The 16,561-nt window shown below is 71.3% G+C and carries 16 protein-coding genes; 8 read left to right on the top strand and 8 right to left on the bottom strand.

What is annotated here, in order from left to right; all coding sequences use genetic code 11:
* Positions 1-26: 26 nt before the first annotated feature.
* Positions 27-1,151: a magnesium and cobalt transport protein CorA gene (locus ACZ4SF_RS06210; RefSeq protein ID WP_468378913.1), complete on the bottom strand. Its 1,125-nt coding sequence runs from the start codon at positions 1,149-1,151 to the stop codon at positions 27-29.
* A gap of 475 nt (positions 1,152-1,626) precedes the next feature.
* Here ACZ4SF_RS06210 and ACZ4SF_RS06205 point away from each other — a divergent pair, with 475 nt between their 5' ends.
* The 4 genes from ACZ4SF_RS06205 to ACZ4SF_RS06190 all read left to right on the top strand — a co-directional run bounded on the left by ACZ4SF_RS06205 (position 1,627) and on the right by ACZ4SF_RS06190 (position 4,913).
* Complete coding sequence (locus ACZ4SF_RS06205; RefSeq protein WP_468378910.1) at positions 1,627-2,211, top strand: suppressor of fused domain protein; 585 nt, start codon at positions 1,627-1,629, stop codon at positions 2,209-2,211.
* Between the two features lie 326 nt (positions 2,212-2,537).
* A complete protein-coding gene (locus ACZ4SF_RS06200) occupies positions 2,538-3,179 on the top strand; it encodes a DUF6758 family protein (RefSeq protein ID WP_468378907.1) in 642 nt (213 codons plus the stop codon).
* 186 nt (positions 3,180-3,365) lie between these two features.
* Positions 3,366-4,223 (top strand): PHP domain-containing protein, encoded by an 858-nt coding sequence (locus tag ACZ4SF_RS06195; RefSeq protein WP_468378905.1) that lies wholly within the window; start codon positions 3,366-3,368, stop codon positions 4,221-4,223.
* An 84-nt stretch (positions 4,224-4,307) separates the two neighbouring features.
* Positions 4,308-4,913 carry a MarC family protein gene (locus tag ACZ4SF_RS06190; RefSeq protein ID WP_468378902.1) on the top strand — a complete coding sequence of 202 codons (606 nt, stop codon included), beginning with the start codon at positions 4,308-4,310 and terminating at the stop codon, positions 4,911-4,913.
* A 56-nt stretch (positions 4,914-4,969) separates the two neighbouring features.
* Here the strand turns inward: ACZ4SF_RS06190 and ACZ4SF_RS06185 are convergent, their stop codons facing one another.
* Positions 4,970-5,122 carry a hypothetical protein gene (locus ACZ4SF_RS06185; RefSeq protein WP_363294064.1) on the bottom strand — a complete coding sequence of 51 codons (153 nt, stop codon included), beginning with the start codon at positions 5,120-5,122 and terminating at the stop codon, positions 4,970-4,972.
* 209 nt (positions 5,123-5,331) lie between these two features.
* On the opposite strand from ACZ4SF_RS06185, the gene ACZ4SF_RS06180 reads away from it, so the two are divergent.
* A complete protein-coding gene (locus ACZ4SF_RS06180; RefSeq protein WP_468380384.1) occupies positions 5,332-6,237 on the top strand; it encodes an NYN domain-containing protein in 906 nt (301 codons plus the stop codon).
* Positions 6,238-6,248: 11 nt separating this feature from the next.
* Here the strand turns inward: ACZ4SF_RS06180 and ACZ4SF_RS06175 are convergent, their stop codons facing one another.
* A complete protein-coding gene (locus ACZ4SF_RS06175; RefSeq protein ID WP_468378899.1) occupies positions 6,249-7,130 on the bottom strand; it encodes an alpha/beta fold hydrolase in 882 nt (293 codons plus the stop codon).
* Positions 7,131-7,426: 296 nt separating this feature from the next.
* Positions 7,427-10,120 (bottom strand): DEAD/DEAH box helicase, encoded by a 2,694-nt coding sequence (locus ACZ4SF_RS06170; RefSeq protein ID WP_468380382.1) that lies wholly within the window; start codon positions 10,118-10,120, stop codon positions 7,427-7,429.
* Between the two features lie 502 nt (positions 10,121-10,622).
* Between ACZ4SF_RS06170 and ACZ4SF_RS06165 the strand changes: the two genes are divergently transcribed.
* Positions 10,623-11,369: a ferritin-like fold-containing protein gene (locus ACZ4SF_RS06165; RefSeq protein ID WP_468378897.1), complete on the top strand. Its 747-nt coding sequence runs from the start codon at positions 10,623-10,625 to the stop codon at positions 11,367-11,369.
* Between the two features lie 207 nt (positions 11,370-11,576).
* Here ACZ4SF_RS06165 and ACZ4SF_RS06160 read toward each other — a convergent pair whose 3' ends face one another.
* The 4 genes from ACZ4SF_RS06160 to ACZ4SF_RS06145 all read right to left on the bottom strand — a co-directional run bounded on the left by ACZ4SF_RS06160 (position 11,577) and on the right by ACZ4SF_RS06145 (position 13,454).
* The gene (locus tag ACZ4SF_RS06160) at positions 11,577-11,846 is read right to left on the bottom strand and encodes a hypothetical protein (protein ID WP_468378894.1); all 270 of its coding nucleotides are present in this window, start codon (positions 11,844-11,846) and stop codon (positions 11,577-11,579) included.
* A 170-nt stretch (positions 11,847-12,016) separates the two neighbouring features.
* Positions 12,017-12,244 (bottom strand): DUF3107 domain-containing protein, encoded by a 228-nt coding sequence (locus tag ACZ4SF_RS06155; RefSeq protein ID WP_468378890.1) that lies wholly within the window; start codon positions 12,242-12,244, stop codon positions 12,017-12,019.
* Between the two features lie 133 nt (positions 12,245-12,377).
* Entirely contained in the window at positions 12,378-13,019 is a 642-nt protein-coding gene (locus ACZ4SF_RS06150; protein ID WP_468378887.1) for a TetR/AcrR family transcriptional regulator, read from the bottom strand.
* A 174-nt stretch (positions 13,020-13,193) separates the two neighbouring features.
* On the bottom strand, positions 13,194-13,454 hold the full coding sequence (locus tag ACZ4SF_RS06145; RefSeq protein WP_468378885.1) for a hypothetical protein: 261 nt from the start codon (positions 13,452-13,454) through the stop codon (positions 13,194-13,196).
* 197 nt (positions 13,455-13,651) lie between these two features.
* Between ACZ4SF_RS06145 and ACZ4SF_RS06140 the strand changes: the two genes are divergently transcribed.
* Together ACZ4SF_RS06140 and ACZ4SF_RS06135 are read left to right on the top strand one after the other, a co-directional pair.
* Positions 13,652-14,662, top strand: a complete 1,011-nt coding sequence (locus ACZ4SF_RS06140) for an alpha/beta fold hydrolase (RefSeq protein ID WP_468378882.1) — start codon at positions 13,652-13,654, stop codon at positions 14,660-14,662.
* Between the two features lie 8 nt (positions 14,663-14,670).
* Entirely contained in the window at positions 14,671-16,149 is a 1,479-nt protein-coding gene (locus ACZ4SF_RS06135; RefSeq protein ID WP_468378879.1) for a DUF3152 domain-containing protein, read from the top strand.
* Positions 16,150-16,561 lie beyond the last annotated feature (412 nt).

The raw sequence follows: 16,561 nt of genomic DNA, 5'->3' as shown, positions 1-16,561 counted from the left end.
AGCCTATCCAGGCGGTCCGGACCCGCTCACAGCCAGCCGTTGCGCTTCAGCGTGCGGTGGATGCCGAGGCAGATGACCCCGGTGATGGCCATGATGACCGGGTAGCCGAACCGCCAGTGCGTCTCCGGCATGTGGTCGAAGTTCATGCCGTACACCCCGCACACCATCGTCGGCACGGCGATGATCGCGGCCCAGGACGTGATCTTGCGCATGTCCTCGTTCTGCGCCACGGACGCCTGCGCGAGGTTGGCCTGGAGGATGGAGTTGAGGAGTTCGTCGAAGCCCAGCACCTGCTCCTGGACCCTGGCGAGGTGGTCGGCGACGTCCCGGAAGTACTTCTGGATGTCCGGGTCGATCAGCCGCATCGGCCGCTCGCTCAGCAGCTGCATGGGCCGCAGCAGCGGCGCCACGGCCCGCTTGAACTCCATCACCTCACGCTTGAGTTGGTAGATCCGGGCCGAGTCCACACCGCGCGAGACCCCGCCCTTGCGGCCGGGCGAGAAGACCTCGGTCTCCACCTCGTCGATGTCGTCCTGCACCGCGTCGGCGACCGCGATGTAGCCGTCGACGACGTGGTCGGCGATGGCGTGCAGCACGGCCGAGGGACCCTTGGCGAGCAGCTCGGGGTCGTCCTGGAGCCGGTGCCGCAGCGCCCGCAGCGAGCCCTGGCCGCCGTGCCGGACGGTGATGAAGAAGTCCCGGCCGGTGAAGCACATGACCTCGCCGGTCTCCACGACCTCGCTGTTGGCGGTGAGCTGGTCGTGCTCGACGTAGTGGATGGTCTTGAAGACCGTGAAGAGGGAGTCGTCGTAGCGCTCCAGCTTCGGGCGCTGGTGGGCCTGCACCGCGTCCTCGACGGCCAGCGGGTGCAGCCCGAACTCGCGTGCGATTCCGGAGAATTCCGCCTCGGTGGGCTCGTGCAGCCCGATCCACACGAAGCCGCCGTCGCGGCGTACGAGCCGCATCGCCTCGTGCGGACTCAGCGGCTTCTCGCTCGCGACGCGGGCGCCGTCACGGTAGACGGCGCAGTCCACGACGGCCGAGGGCGTGGCCGGGTCGCGGGTGGTGTCGTACGAGGCGCCGGTGTCCTTGCGCAGTGACACACGGGACGACGGGCGGACCACGGCGCGCAGGTCGCGGATCATCGACATGGGCAGGCTCCTTCGCGGGCGGGCAGCGAAAGTGCGCCGGCATCGGGTGGAACTACCCGGAATGGGGACGTCTGCCCGTGCATGTTTGGCACGTCCACAAAGCGGGGAGCACCGCACCGTTGCGGTGGCGACTTCGCTACTGATGCAGAACTGATTCAGATCGGGCGGATCAGACGATCAGACGGATCAGGCAAAGCGAAACGAAGTGCTCTTCCGAACGGCGACGCGCACGGGAAGGCGGCAGCCAGCCAGTAACTACATCAGCGGCAGGAAGAGCGAGTGGTACTGCACGGTCGACTTCGATCCATGACAGCCCCACCTCCTCCGGCCGGTCCCTCGTAAGGGAGTCTCATCGGCGTCGGGACTCGATAGCGACGCTTCAGCGTGCTGCCCCGAACCACCGGCTCAGCGTAGCAGCCGCCTGTTGTGTCAAGGTGCCGCTTTGCCCGCTGCTGACGAGTTCTATGCTCACCGCATGGTTGATGTTCTTCCTCTGGTCGAGGCTCGGTTGACCACTGCGCTGGGCGAACCGGACGCGCGCGCCGCGGTCACCTTTCTCGGCACGGACCGCATCGAGGTGCTGCGCTTCAGCGAGGGGGACGTCGTCCGCTACGCCTCCCTCGGCATGTCCGCGCACCCCATGACGGACCCCACCGCGATGCTCGCCGACCCGGTCAAGGGTCCTCGCGCGGAGCTGGTCCTGTCGGTCCGGGCAGGCCTCGCCGACACGGACAAGGTGCTCCGCCCGCTCGCCGTCCTGGCCGCCTCCCCGCAGGTCGAGGGTCTGGTGGTGACCCCAGGCGCCTCTCTGGACGTCGGCGATCCGCTGTGGCCCGGTGCCCCCTTCACCTCGGTCCTGGTGGGCGAGCCCGGTGGTCTCGTCGAGGATCTGGAGCTGGACGCGCCGATGGACCCCGTACGGTTCCTGCCGCTGCTGCCGATGACCCCGAACGAGGCCGCCTGGAAGCGGGTGCACGGCGCCCAGGCCCTCCAGGAGCGCTGGCTCGCGAACGGAACGGACCTGAGGGATCCCGCCCGCACGGCCGTTCCGCTGGACTGACGCCCACGTGACCGATCTCACCAACGCAAGGCGGGACTGGGCCAGTTGGTGAAGAGCGCGGGGCGGCGATCACGGAGAAGACGGCGAGCGGCACGCTCCGGGCGAAGAACACCGCACCCGTGTGGGGCGGGGCCGTGTTCGGCGCGCACGGCGTGAAGACCGGCGCGGTGGGCGACGTGCGGTCGCAGGAGCCGGGACACGGCTGTCCCACACGCCTGACCGGCCTGATTGCTGTGGCGTACATCTAGTTGTGTCCGGTCAGGTGTTCCGTCCGGACGGGTGATCGTCCTTGACGTGGGCGGGCAGGGGTAGGACCGTGGAGCCCTATGAGGGGCGAACCCAGTTGCCCGAGGTGCGGTGGCCGGGTCAGGGCTCCCGGTCTCTTCGCCGATTCGTGGCAGTGCGATGTGCACGGCACCGTCTATCCGCTGCAGCCTGTGATCCCGCCCAGCGTCGAGGCGCTCAACGTGGTGGTGCACCGCACCCAGGTGCCGGTGTGGATGCCGTGGCCGCTGCCGGTCGGATGGCTGTTCACGGGTGTGGCGTACGCCGGGGACGACCGCAGCGGCGGCCGTGCGACCGCCGTGGCCTGCTCGGGCCCGGGGCCGCTCGGCGGTCCCGGTGAGCTGATCCTGATCGCCGAGGAACTGGGTGTCGGCCTCGGTGCGCACTACGCGGGCATCGACGGCCCCGATCCGGGGTCTTACATGAACGTCGAGAAGCCGCCGCAGGCCAAGGTGCTGGCCGCGGGCCGGCCGACCCCGCTCTGGCACGTCTTCCGCACCCCCGACGACCGGGCCGTCTTCGCCGGCGAGGCGCTCGGGATGTGGCTGTGGGCAGTGATGTGGCCCGAGCAGGCCGGGCTGCTGATGTACGACGAGCTGGTGCTGACCGACCTGCGGGACGCGGGGGCGGAGATAGACCTGGTGCCCTGCGGGGCGCTGTCGCCGCGCCTGCTCCGGCCGTGACGCCTGCCGGGGTGCCGGGTGCTGTACGCGGGCGACTGCCGATGCTCCGTGCCTGCCCGCGCGGTTTCCCGTGCCCCGAGGACCGGCTGTCGTAGGGGGCGCTCCCCGGGAGCGGGTGTGACAGCCGGGGTGGAAAACCCGGCTATCCTTGAGTGTCCCTTCCCGTGCCACCCGTCTGGAGTTGCTGTGCGCATCGACCTGCACTGTCACTCCACGGCCTCCGACGGCACGGACACCCCGGCCGAACTGGTGCGCAATGCCGCTGCGGCGGGGCTCGACGTCGTGGCGCTGACCGACCACGACACCACCCGGGGCCACGGCGAGGCGATCGCCGCGCTGCCCGCGGGGGTCACCCTGGTCACCGGTGCCGAGCTGTCGTGCCGTGTCGACGGCGTCTCGATGCACATGCTGGCCTACCTCTTCGACCCCGAGGAGCCTGCCCTGCTCGCCGAGCGGGAGCTGGTCCGGGACGACCGGGTGCCGCGGGCCAAGGGCATGATCGCCAAGCTGAACGCGCTGGGCGTGCCGGTCACCTGGGAACAGGTCGAGCGGATCGCCGCCGGCGGCTCCGTCGGGCGTCCGCATGTCGCGACCGCGCTGGTCGAGCTGGGTGTCGTAGGCACCGTGAGCGATGCGTTCACCGAGGACTGGCTGGCCGACGGCGGGCGGGCCTTCGTGGAGAAGCACGAGACCGACCCCTTCGAGGCGATCCGGCTGGTGAAGGCCGCGGGCGGGGTCTGCGTGTTCGCGCACCCGGCCGCCGCCAAGCGCGGCCGTACGGTGCCGGAGTCCCGCATCGCCGAACTGGCCGACGCCGGCCTCGACGGTCTGGAGGTCGACCACATGGACCACGACCCCGACGCCCGGGCCCGGTTGCGTGGCCTCGCGAAGGAACTGGGACTGCTGGTCACGGGCTCCTCGGACTACCACGGCAGCCGCAAGACCGTGGCGCTGGGCGCGTACACGACCGACCCCGAGGTGTACGGGGAGATCACGCGGCGGGCCACCGGGGCGTTCCCGGTCCCCGGTACCGGCGGAGCCTGAGGCCCCCCGGGGCCGTTCCGCGTCGGCTCACGCCGCCCTCACGCCCGAATCACTTCTTCTCCCAGCAAGGCCTGTAGCACCACCATGTTCGATGTCGCCATCTTCGGCTCTCTGTTTCTGACCCTCTTTGTCATCATGGATCCCCCCGGGATCACCCCGATCTTCCTCGCCCTGACCGCCGGACGGCCGGCCAAGGTGCAGAAGCGCATGGCCTTCCAGGCCGTGTGCGTGGCGGGCGGTGTCATCGCCACGTTCGGCGTCCTGGGCCATCAGATCCTGAACTACCTGCACGTGTCCGTGCCCGCGCTGATGATCGCGGGCGGGCTGCTGCTTCTGCTGATCGCGCTGGACCTGCTCACCGGCAAGACCGACGAGCCCAAGCAGACCAAGGACGTGAACGTCGCCCTCGTGCCGCTGGGCATGCCGCTGCTGGCGGGGCCCGGTGCCATCGTGTCCGTGATCCTTGCCGTGCAGAAGGCCGACAGCGTGGCCACGCAGGTCTCGGTGTGGTCCGCGATCCTCGCGATCCACGTCGTGCTGTGGCTGGTGATGCGCTACTCGCTGCTGATCATCCGGGTCATCAAGGACGGCGGTGTCGTCCTGGTGACGCGGCTCGCGGGCATGATGCTCTCCGCGATCGCCGTGCAGCAGATCATCAACGGAGTCACTCAGGTGATCCGGGGGAGCTGAGCCCTGGTCGGCTCGGCTCCCCCGGAAAGCTTGAGTGGCGAACGCCCGTGTGCGGGTTACGAGACCGTGGTCTCGGCCGGGCGGATCCACAGGCGCTGTCCGATGGCGGCGGCCTGCTGAACGATCCGGTTGACGGAGGCGGCGTCCACGACGGTGCTGTCCACGGTGGTGCCGTCGACCTCGTCGAGTCGCATGATTTCGAAGCGCATGGGCTTCTCCCTTCGTCTGGTCATCCTCCTGCGGAGAACTACTCGAGGTGCACCGGATGGGTATCCCGTGACATGGAGAGTCAACGTGCTGCTTGTTACAAACATTCCCTACGCTAAAGAAATTTTTCGAACGACTAACTACTGACCGGTAAGCGGTGCCCGCCCGACCGACCGGGACCGGTTGTGTTCGCTGCGTGACCACCGGGACAATGGAGGCGATGAACGACGACCTGGCTGCCCTGGGCGCCCGCATCGACCGCACGAACGAGCTGCTGGAACGCATGCTCGCCGAGGTGGCGAAGACGCCCTCCACCCACGCGATCTTCGTCGACGCGGGTTACCTGTACGCAGCCGCCGGCCGGCTGGTCGCCGGAACCGAGGACCGCAGGGCCTTCGACCTCGACGCCGAGGGCCTCATCGACGCGCTGATCGACCGGGCCCGCACCATCTTCGCGGACAGCCGACTGCTGCGCGTGTACTGGTACGACGGCGCCCGGCGCCGCATCCACACCGCCGAGCAGCAGTCCATCGCCGAACTGCCCGACGTCAAGGTCCGCCTCGGCAACCTCAACGCCAACAACCAGCAGAAGGGCGTCGACTCACTGATCCGCACGGACCTGGAGTCCCTCGCCCGGCACCGCGCGATCAGCGACGCGGCCCTCCTCGGCGGCGACGAGGACCTCGTCTCGGCGGTCGAGGCGGCCCAGGGCTACGGCGCCCGCGTGCACCTCTGGGGCATCGAGGCCCCCGAGGGCCGCAACCAGGCCGAGCCGCTGCTCTGGGAGGTCGACAGCCAGCGCACGTTCGACCTGGAGTTCTTCAAGCCGTACGTCTCCCGGCGCACGGCCGCCGCCTACGAGGCCACCGCCGGTGCCCGGCCCAGCCGCGAGGACGTCCGCTTCGTCGGCGCCCAGATCGCGGCGAAGTGGCTCGCCTCCCGGGGTCGCGAAGCACTGGTCGAACTCTTCCCCGGACATCCCTACCTGCCCGGCTCCGTCGACCAGGACCTGCTGGTCGAGGCCGAGGACCTGCTCCAGTACTCGCTGCGCGGCCAGGCCGACCTCCGCCGCGCCCTGCGGGACGGCTTCTGGCAGCACCTGCAGGCGCAGTACTAGCACGCCGAGCGTCAGGTGCCGCTCGCGGTGTCGTCCCAGAAGTCGGCGATCGCGCGGGCCGTCTCCAGCGGCCGGTCGGTGTTGGGGGAGTGCTCGGCGCCGTGGACGACCGTCCGCCGTGCCTTCAGCCGCACCGCCATGTCGTCGAGCAACGGCAGCGGCCAGGTGTCGTCCTGTGAACCCGACAGGACGTGGAACGACAGCGGCAGCACCGCCAGTTCGGCGACCCGGTCCGGCTCCGTGCACAACTGACGTCCGGCGGCGAGGAGTTGGGCAGGCTTGGTGCCCAGCCAGCGGCGCCGCAGGTCGTCCCGGTCGTCGAGGCCGCCGTCGAGCGAGGGAGTCTCGGTCTCCTCCGGCGGTTCCATCGCCTGGATCGCCTCCCAGACCTCCGCCATGCTCATCACCGCGAGCGCGTCCCGCAGCAGCTTCACCCGCTCCTGCTGGGGCGGCGAGATCTGCGCCGGACCGGACGCCATCAGGGTGAGCGACCGGAACGGCGAGTGGTCCAGCAGTGCGGCCGCGCGCGAGATCTGCCCGCCGAACGAATGCCCCAGCAGATGCACCGGACCGCCGATCGCCTCGGCCTGGGCCAGTACGTCCCGCGCCAACTCCTCCTGCGCATAAGCGGATTCGTCGGTCACGGGCCCGTCCGACTCGAACTGGCCGCGTCCGTCCACGGCCACGGTCCGGTACCCGCGCCGGGCCAGCGGCACGTGCAGCGGATTGAAGTCCTCCTTGCTCCCGGTGAACCCGGGCAGCAGCAGCGCAACACCCTTCGGTTCGACCCCGGCCGCGACGGGGGCGTCGACCACGGCGAAGTCCCCGCGAGCCGTGGCAAGGGAGTACGCACGGGCACCGGACGGCGGCACAAAGGTGGAGGGCCTGCTCATGGGGAAGAGGCTATCGGGCGGGGGTGCGGGCGGGTGTCGGGTGGTGGGCGCTCGGGTGTCGGGGGTGGGGGCGTGGGGGTGTCGGGCGCTGGGCGCGCTCGGGTGTCGGGGGTGGGTGGAGGTGAGCGCGCTCGGGTGTCGGGGGTGGGTGCGGGTGGATGTGGGGTGCTGGGCGCTTGGACGTCGGGACTGGGGGGAGGCGGGTGACGGGTGGTGGAGACGCCGATGGCCGGGCCCACTGTCGTGAACCCGGCCATCGGACCGGCCTGCTCTACCGCGGCGCCCGCGGCGCCGGATCAGCCCTCAGGGGCCTCCACAGCAGCCGTCGCCTTGCGGGCGCGGCGCGGCTTCGGCGCCGACTCGGTGCCCTCACCGGCCGCCTCGGCAGCGGATGCCGCGGTCTTGCGGGTCCGGCGCCGCGGCTTGACCTCGGGCTCCTCGGTCGCCTGCGCCGGAATCTCCGCAACCGCCGCCTCGGCAACGGCCTTACGGGTGCGCCGCGCCTTCGGAGCGGCCACCACTTCCCCGTCGACCGCATCCACGGCGGTGGCCGCGGTCTTGCGGGTGCGGCGGGGCTTGGCCTCGGTCGCTTCCGCGGTGTCCGCCGCGGTTTCGGCGGCGGCCGCGGTCTTCCGCGTGCGGCGCGGCTTTGCTTCGGCCTCGGGGGCTTCGGCGGCGGCCGCGGTCTTCCGCGTGCGGCGGGGCTTTGCTTCGGTCGCCTCGGTGGTGTCCGCAGCGGTTTCGGCAGCGGCCGCGGTCTTGCGGGTGCGGCGGGGCTTGGCCTCGGTCGCTTCCGCGGTGTCCACGGCGGTTTCGGCGGCGGCCGCGGTCTTGCGGGTGCGGCGGGGCTTTGCTTCGGCCTCGGGGGCTTCGGCGGCGGCCGCGGTCTTCCGCGTGCGGCGGGGCTTTGCTTCGGTCGCCTCGGTGGTGTCCACGGCGGTTTCGGCGGCGGCCGCGGTCTTGCGGGTGCGGCGGGGCTTGGCCTCGGTCGCTTCCGCGGTGTCCACGGCGGTTTCGGCGGCGGCCGCGGTCTTCCGCGTGCGGCGCGGCTTGGCCTCGGCCTCGGGGGCTTCGGCGGTGTCCACCGATGCTCCGGCGGTGTCCACGGCGGCTTCCGCGGCAGCGGCGCTCTTGCGGGTCCGGCGGGGCTTGGCCTCGGCCTCGGGGGCCTCCGTGACCGTCGCCGTGGCCTTGCGGGTACGGCGCGGCTTCGTCTCGGCGGCCTCCGCCGTGTCCAGTACCGCTTCCGCCTGGGCGGCCGGCTCGGCCGTCTTGCGGGTGCGGCGGCGCGGCTTGGTCTCCGCGGCCGGAGCGGCCTCGACCGCAGGCTCCGCCACCGGGCTGTCCGCGCTCACGGGCTCGGCCACGGGGGCCGGGGCCACCACCGGCTCGCTCGCCGGCGCGGACGTCACCGTGGTCTGCGTCGCCGCAGGCTTGCGCGTGCGGCGGCGGCGCGGCTTGTCCGGGGTCTCCACGACGGCGGGGCCTTCCACCGTGGTCACCGTCTCGACGGCGGCGGTCTCGTCGGTCGACGCGGGCGCCGCGACGGCCGTCACCGGCTCCGTCGACGCTCCGCCGCGCGTACGGCGACGGCGGCGCGGGGTGCGGGTCGCAGCCGGGGCGTCCTCCGTGCCGGCGATCTCGGCGGCAGGAGCCGACGCGGCGGGGGAGGCGTCCAGCGGCGCTCCGCCGCGCGTGCGGCGGCGACGGCGCGGCGTACCGGCCGGGCGCTCACGCTCGGGCGGCGCCGACTCGGCTCGGCCACCACGGCCACCACGGCCGCGCGCGCCACGCCCGCCGGTCTCGCCCAGGTCCTCCAGCTCCTCCGCGTCCAGACCGGCACGGGTCCGCTCCGAGCGCGGCAGGATGCCCTTCGTGCCCTCGGGGATGCCGAGGTCGGAGAACAGGTGCGGGGAGCTGGAGTACGTCTCCACCGGGTCGTTGAAGCCCAGCTCCAGCGCCTTGTTGATCAGCTGCCAGCGCGGGATGTCGTCCCAGTCGACGAACGTGATCGCCGTACCCTTGGCGCCCGCGCGGCCGGTACGCCCGACGCGGTGCAGGTACGTCTTCTCGTCCTCGGGGGACTGGTAGTTGATGACGTGGGTCACGCCCTCGACGTCGATGCCGCGCGCGGCGACGTCGGTGCAGACCAGGACGTCGACCTTGCCGTTGCGGAAGGCGCGCAGCGCCTGCTCGCGGGCGCCCTGGCCGAGGTCGCCGTGGACCGCGCCGGAGGCGAACCCGCGGCGCTGGAGCTGCTCGGCGATGTCGGCGGCCGTGCGCTTGGTCCGGCAGAAGATCATCGCGAGCCCGCGGCCGTCGGCCTGCAGGATGCGGGCGACCATCTCCGGCTTGTCCATGTTGTGCGCGCGGTAGACGAACTGCTTGATGTTCGCGACCGTCGCGCCCTCGTCGTCCGGCGCGGTGGCGCGGATGTGCGTGGGCCGGGACATGTAGCGGCGCGCGAGGCCGATGACCGCGCCCGGCATGGTCGCCGAGAACAGCATGGTCTGGCGCTTGGCCGGCAGCATGTCGATGATCTTCTCGACGTCGGGCAGGAAGCCCAGGTCGAGCATCTCGTCGGCCTCGTCGAGGACCAGGCACTTGACGTGCTTCAGGTTGAGCTTCTTCTGACCCGCGAGGTCGAGCAGGCGGCCCGGGGTGCCGACGACCACGTCGACGCCCTTCTTGAGGGCCTCGACCTGCGGCTCGTAGGCCCGACCGCCGTAGATCGCGGCCACGCGCACGTTACGGACCTTGCCCGCCGTCAGCAGGTCGTTGGTGACCTGGGTGCACAGCTCGCGCGTGGGGACGACCACGAGGGCCTGAGGGGCGTCGGTGAGGGCCTCGGGGGCGGCGCGTCCGGCCTCGACGTCGGCGGGGACGGTGACGCGCTCGAGGAGCGGGAGGCCGAAGCCCAGCGTCTTGCCGGTGCCGGTCTTGGCCTGGCCGATGACATCCGTGCCGGAAAGGGCGACGGGGAGGGTCATCTCCTGGATGGGGAAGGGAGTGATGATGCCGACGGCTTCCAGCGCTTCGGCGGTCTCGGGGAGGATCCCGAGGTCTCGGAACGTCGTAGTCAGGGTGCTGCCTCTTCTGTGTGCGCGGTGCGAGGCGAGCGCGGGGGTCATGTCTGACCGTGCCGGGGACGTCGGCTGCCGTACGGGCGAACCACTCGGGCAAGCCGTAAGACACGGGACCTCTGCCGACGCTCTAGCGCTCGTACCGCTGAGGTGTCCCTCCGGTCGTCGTACGTACTGAGTCGTACGGCCGGGGAGGGCTGTCGGGTCGGAGCCGATCGGGCCACCGACCGGGCATCCTCATGCATGCAGCCTGTCGGGACACGTCGAACATCGTCGACGCACTCAGCAGGCGCATTACCACCATACCCCGGAATCGCGCACATGTGATGGCCGAATTGGTCACGTAGTCGCCGTCACAGTGGTTGGCCAGGGCCTTGAGAGGGGTGCCGAGCGGGCTATTGTGCGGCTCATGACTAGCTCTGACAAGCCTGAGAACGCGCCCGCCGAATCCGCCGAACCCACCGGTGTCGCCGCCCAGGACTGGGCGCAGGCGTCCGCCGACCCGCAGTACCGGGCCGCGGTAGTGGACCTGCTCGGCGCGCTCGCGTACGGAGAGCTGGCAGCGTTCGAGCGGCTCGCGGAGGACGCCAAGCTGGCGCCGACCCTCGCGGACAAGGCGGAGCTGGCGAAGATGGCCTCGGCCGAGTTCCACCACTTCGAACGGCTGCGGGACCGGCTGACCGAGATCGGCGAGGAGCCGACGGCCGCCATGGACCCGTTCGTCGCCGCGCTCGACGGCTTCCACAAGCAGACCGCGCCGTCGGACTGGCTGGAGGGCCTGGTCAAGGCGTACGTCGGCGACTCGATCGCGAGCGACTTCTACCGGGAGGTCGCCGCCCGTCTCGACTCCGACACGCGCGAGCTGGTGCTCGCCGTGCTCGACGACACGGGGCACGCCGGGTTCGCGGTGGAGAAGGTGCGGGCCGCCATCGACGCCGACCCGCGCGTGGGCGGGCGGCTCGCGTTGTGGGCGCGGCGGCTGATGGGCGAGGCGCTGTCGCAGTCCCAGCGGGTCGTCGCCGACCGGGATGCGTTGTCCACGATGCTCGTGGGGGGCGTTGCCGACGGGTTCGATCTCGCGGAGGTCGGCAAGATGTTCTCGCGGATCACGGAGGCGCACACGAAGCGGATGGCTGCGCTGGGCCTGGCGGCCTGAGCGCCGGCGCGGCTTGTGGGGGGTGGATGCGGGGAGTTGCGCGGCTGCGGATGCGTCGTGGTCGCTCGCGCAGTTCCCCGCGCCCCTGACCACCGGCGGCTGCGCCGTCTCGCGTCAGGGTTGGGGTGCGTCGGGGTTGGTTGTGCGATTCCTCGCGGCCCTGGCCACTGGCGGCTCTGCCGCCTCGTGCCCCGGCTGCGGGTGGTGTTACGCCGTCGCTGATCGTCGGCGGAGGTGGCCCGTGGGGCGGAGGAGCAGGGACAGGGACGCCGCGGCGATGATCGCGGAGCCCAGGAGGCTCAGCAGGGCCATGCCGGGGCCCAGGGCGGTGTGGGTGACGAAGTCACCGAAGAGGGCGCCGGCGATGCCCGTGGAGTACACCAGCGGGCGGGCCGGCAGGCGGTGCCCGAGGCGGTGTGCCGCCGCCCAGGCGAGGATCAGGCCGAGCACGGCGGAGCCGAGTGCTTCCAGGATCATGTCGGGGGTCCCTCCCACGGCCGGTCTGGCTCGACGGTCGTAGCCCGTCCTACCCGTGACCTGCGGATTGCAATCCTGCGCTGTGGAGGCGTTGTGCTCTGTCTGTGTGCACACCGCATACGGAAGGGCCCGGCGGCACACGGCCGCCGGGCCCTTCTCACGGCTTCGGCCTACAGCGTGCCGAACCCCACCTTGCGCACGGTGGGCTCGCCGATCTCCACGTACGCCAGACGGTCGGTCGGCACCAGGACCTTGCGGCCCTTCTCGTCCTGAAGGCTCAGCAGATGCGTCTTCCCGGACAGCGCGTCGTTCACGAGACGCTCCACCTCCTCGACGCTCTGACCGCTCTCCAGAACGATCTCGCGGGGCGCGTACTGCACGCCGATCTTGACCTCCACGACTATGTCCCTCCGACGGTCAGTGTGTGCGCGATCATCCGCGCCGTACCCAGCACACATTAGCCCGGTGAGGGGACGTACACGCTGCGCGGCGGAACGCCAGGAGCGAACACCCGGCGGGAACAAATGCCCGTCAGTGATGATCGGTGCCGTGCAGCGGGAAACCGGCGATGCCCCGCCAGGCCAGCGAGGTCAGCAGCTGCACCGCCTCCTCGCGCGGGACGCTGCGGTCGCTGTGCAGCCAGGAACGGGCGACCACCTGGGCCAGCCCGCCGAGACCGGAGGCCAGCAGCATCGACTCCGCGCGCGAGAGGCCCGTGTCCTCGGCGATGACGTCGCAGATGGCCTCGGCGCACTCGTTCGTCACCTTGTCGACGCGCTCGCGCACCGCGGGCTCGTTCGTCAGGTCCGACTCGAAGACCAGCCGGAACGCGCCGCCGTCGTCCTCCACGTACGCGAAGTAGGCGTCCATCGTCGCCCGTACGCGCTGCTTGTTGTCCGTCGTCGATGCCAGCGCGCCCCGCACGGCCTGGATCAGCGACTCGCAGTGCTGGTCGAGCAGGGCGAGGTAGAGGTCGAGCTTGCCCGGGAAGTGCTGGTAGAGCACCGGCTTGCTCACGCCGGCCCGCTCGGCGATGTCGTCCATCGCCGCAGCGTGATAGCCCTGCGCGACGAAAACCTCCTGGGCGGCGCCCAGCAGCTGGTTCCGTCGGGCTCGGCGCGGCAGACGGGTGCCACGCGGGCGTGCCGCCTCAGTTTGCTCGATGGCTGTCACGCCGCCTCCCAATGTCGTCCACATGCGGTGTCGGCCGCGCGGCCATCGTACTTTTCGGTAACAGTGGTGTGCGCGGTGCGAGCGCAGAATTTCACGTACCGGACGGCTGCGAAAGCCGTGCAGCCCGCGTTTGCGGTCTGCCGCGACCCGCGAGTGCTGCGAGGTATGACGAGGTCAGCGGTAGTCGTCCTCGTCGAGTGCGACCACGCGCGCCTGTTCGAGCAGATCGGCTTCGTTCCCCCGGTCCGGGTCCACGCCCGTCAGCGGGTCGTCGCGCTGCGGCGTGATGTCGGCGTGCTGCTCGGCAGCGTCCACCTCGGGCGCCTCGACGTCGATGTCCGCGTTCGCGCCGTCCTCCAGGTCCTCCAGGTCCTCGCGGTCCTCCAGGTTCTCGAGATCCTCGATCGCGCCGGGCTCGGTGGGGTCATAGGCCATGGTGGGCTCCCTTCCTACGAACGTCCCTGGAAACAGCAGGGGCCACATGCGGGTGCCCTCTGTATGAGCCTAGGAGACTGCTGATCCGGACGCCATGCCGTCCGGCCTGTTCGCCGACCGGTTCTCCGGCCTCGTCCGGTTCACGCTGTGACGGCCGACACACAAATCTCGGCGTGATCACCTCGTAACATTGCCGCATGTCTTCGACCGAGTCGCCGTCCGTGTCGGCCGCCAGTGTGCTTCCGAAGGTGGCGCCCGTCCGGGTCGGCGAGGGCGAGCGGCTGCGGTCCGTGGGCCTGCCCGGCGTCACCCTGTCGATCCGTTCCCGGCCCCCCGCGCGTGAAGGGCTTCCGCCCGCGCTGTTCGTCCACGGTCTCGGCGGTTCCTCGCAGAACTGGTCGTCGCTCATGGCCGAGCTGGACGGTGTGGTCGCCGGCGAGGCGGTCGACCTGCCGGGCTTCGGCGACTCCCCGCCCCCGGACGACGGCGACTACTCCGTCACGGGGCACGCGCGCGCGGTGATCCGTTATCTCGACGCGGCCGCGCGCGGCCCGGTCCATCTCTTCGGCAACTCGCTCGGCGGCGCGGTCACCACGCGCGTGGCGGCCGTACGCCCCGACCTGGTCCGTACGCTCACGCTCGTCTCGCCGGCCCTGCCCGAGCTGCGGGTGCAGCGCACCGCCGTGCCGACGGCGCTGCTCGGCGTGCCCGGTGTCGCCGGCCTCTTCACCCGGATCACCCGGCAATGGACGGCCGAGCAGCGGGTGCGCGGCGTCATGGCGCTCTGCTACGGCGATCCCGGGCGGGTCTCGCCGGAGGCCTTCCGGCATGCCGTCGAGGAGCTGGAACGGCGGCTGCAGCTGCCGTACTTCTGGGACGCGATGGCCCGTTCCGCCCGCGGGGTCGTCAACGCTTACACGCTCGGTGGCCAGCACGGGCTGTGGCGCCAGGCCGAGCGGGTGTTCGCCCCCACGCTGCTGATCTACGGCGGCCGGGACCAGCTGGTCGGCTTCCGCATGGCACGCAAGGCGGCCCGCGCCTTCCGCGACTCCCGTCTGCTGACCCTGCCGGAGGCCGGGCACGTGGCGATGATGGAGTACCCGGACATGGTCGCCGGCGCTTTCCGGGAACTCCTGGCCGAGACGGGCGCCCCGGGCGAGGCCGCCTCGTCAGGGGACGGCGTCACCGTCACGGGCGCGGGGAGCTGAGGGCCGGGGTGGGACGCCACAGTCGCCGCGGACCAGCACCCAAGGGTGACTCCGCGGACACAGCCGCAGGGCGCAGGGACCAGCGCGGCGCACGCTCCGAGGACAACCGCCGGGACGCGCGGGCGCAGGGGAGCGGGCCGGGGACGGCCGGGGGCACACCGGTACAGCCGCTACAGCCGGTACAGAACGCACCGAGGTTCCCCGACGGCACGCCGGCGCACGGCATGCCCCGACTTCCGGACGGAACGCCTGCTCATGGTGTGCCGGCGTTCCCCGATGGCACTCCCGCGCGCGGTGGGACCCGTTCGCGTGAAGGCGCCCCCGTGCGCAGTGGACACCCCGAGCAGCGGGAAGCCGGCGGCGCCTGGGGGGAGTTCGAGGGGCGGCCCGGTGGCGGTGGGCCCGGTGGCAGTGGGGTCGCGGCCGGTGGGCCCGGTGCGGGTGGGCCCGGTGTGGTGCTGCCGCGGCAGCGACAGGCGGGGCCGGACGGTCGGCGGCGCGCCAAGGGGCCCCGGCAGGAGTACCTGGACGCGTTCGAGGGCGTCGACGACGGCATGGGGGACGTCGAGGACATCGACGCCTTCGCGGCTCGCGCCGGCAGGGCCCGTCGTGCCGGGCGGCAGCCGGCCCAGGAGCCGCAGACGCTCGCATCCGCGGCCGACGGCGTCGTCGCCGTACCCGCCCAGCGCACGACGAACAAGGGGCGCGCCTTCACCGGCATCGCGGCGGCCGCCGTCACCACCGTGCTCGCGGTGGTCGTCGCCGGGCAGGTGACCGAGGGGGACGACGACGGCGCCGTGCAGTCGCGGTCCACCACCGGCCAGGCCCCCGGCGCACATGCCTCCGCCGAGGCGACGCCCTCCGCCGGGCCCAGCGTGGTGCCGCTGACGTACGACCAGAAGATGGGCACGACCTATCCGCTCAGCGCCACGCTCAAGGGCTCGGGCAAATTCGACGCCGTGCCCGGCTTCGACAAGGCGCCCGGCACCGGCCAGAAGTACCGGTACCGCGTCGACATCGAACAGCAGATGGGGCTGGACGGCGCGCTGTTCGCCGAGGCCGTGCAGAAGACCCTGAACGACAAGCGGAGCTGGGCCCACGGGGGCGACCGTACCTTCGAACGCATCTCCTCCGGCAAGCCCGACTTCGTGATCACGCTGGCCAGCCCCGGCACCACCGCCAAGTGGTGTGCCAAGTCGGGCCTGGACACGACCGAGGACAACGTCTCCTGCGACTCGGCCGCCACCGAGCGCGTCATGATCAATGCGTACCGGTGGGCTCAAGGCAGCAAGACGTACGGCGACAAGATCATCCATGCCTACCGGCAGATGCTCATCAATCACGAGGTCGGCCACCGGCTCGGCAACGGGCACGTCAGCTGCCAGAAAGACGGGGAACTGGCGCCCGTCATGCAGCAGCAGACCAAGTTCCTCGACCATGACGGAATCCACTGCAAGCCCAATCCTTGGCCATACCCGGGGCGTTGACGGGCTCCACTGCGTATCGCAGCGGTTCGCGCCGGTTCCCATCGAGTCGAGCCGAGTCGCATCGAGCCACATCGAGCCACATCGAGCCACATCGAGCCGCAACGAGTCGAGCCGAGTCGCATCGAGCCACATCGAGCCGGATCGAATCGAGTCAGTCGCACCGAGTCGCACGGAGTCGCACCGAGTCGCACCGAGTCGCACCGAGTCGCATCACGTCTTGTCGAGCCGCATCGGGGTGAGGTCGCCGGCCGCCTCGCCCGAACCGGAGCGGTTCAGCGCGCAGGGACGCCCAGGGCGGAGCCCCGGGCCCCTGCATGAGGCGTAACGTTTCGCGCTCGGGTAATCACCTCACGGCCCCCTAGCGCGACGGAACGCGACCCGCACGCGAAAGTTACGACCGTTCACCCCTTTT

The sequence above is a fragment of the Streptomyces sp. NPDC027663 genome, assembly GCF_055566415.1.
Note: the sequence above shows the minus strand (reverse complement) of the source record. Positions and strands in the feature narration are given on the sequence as shown.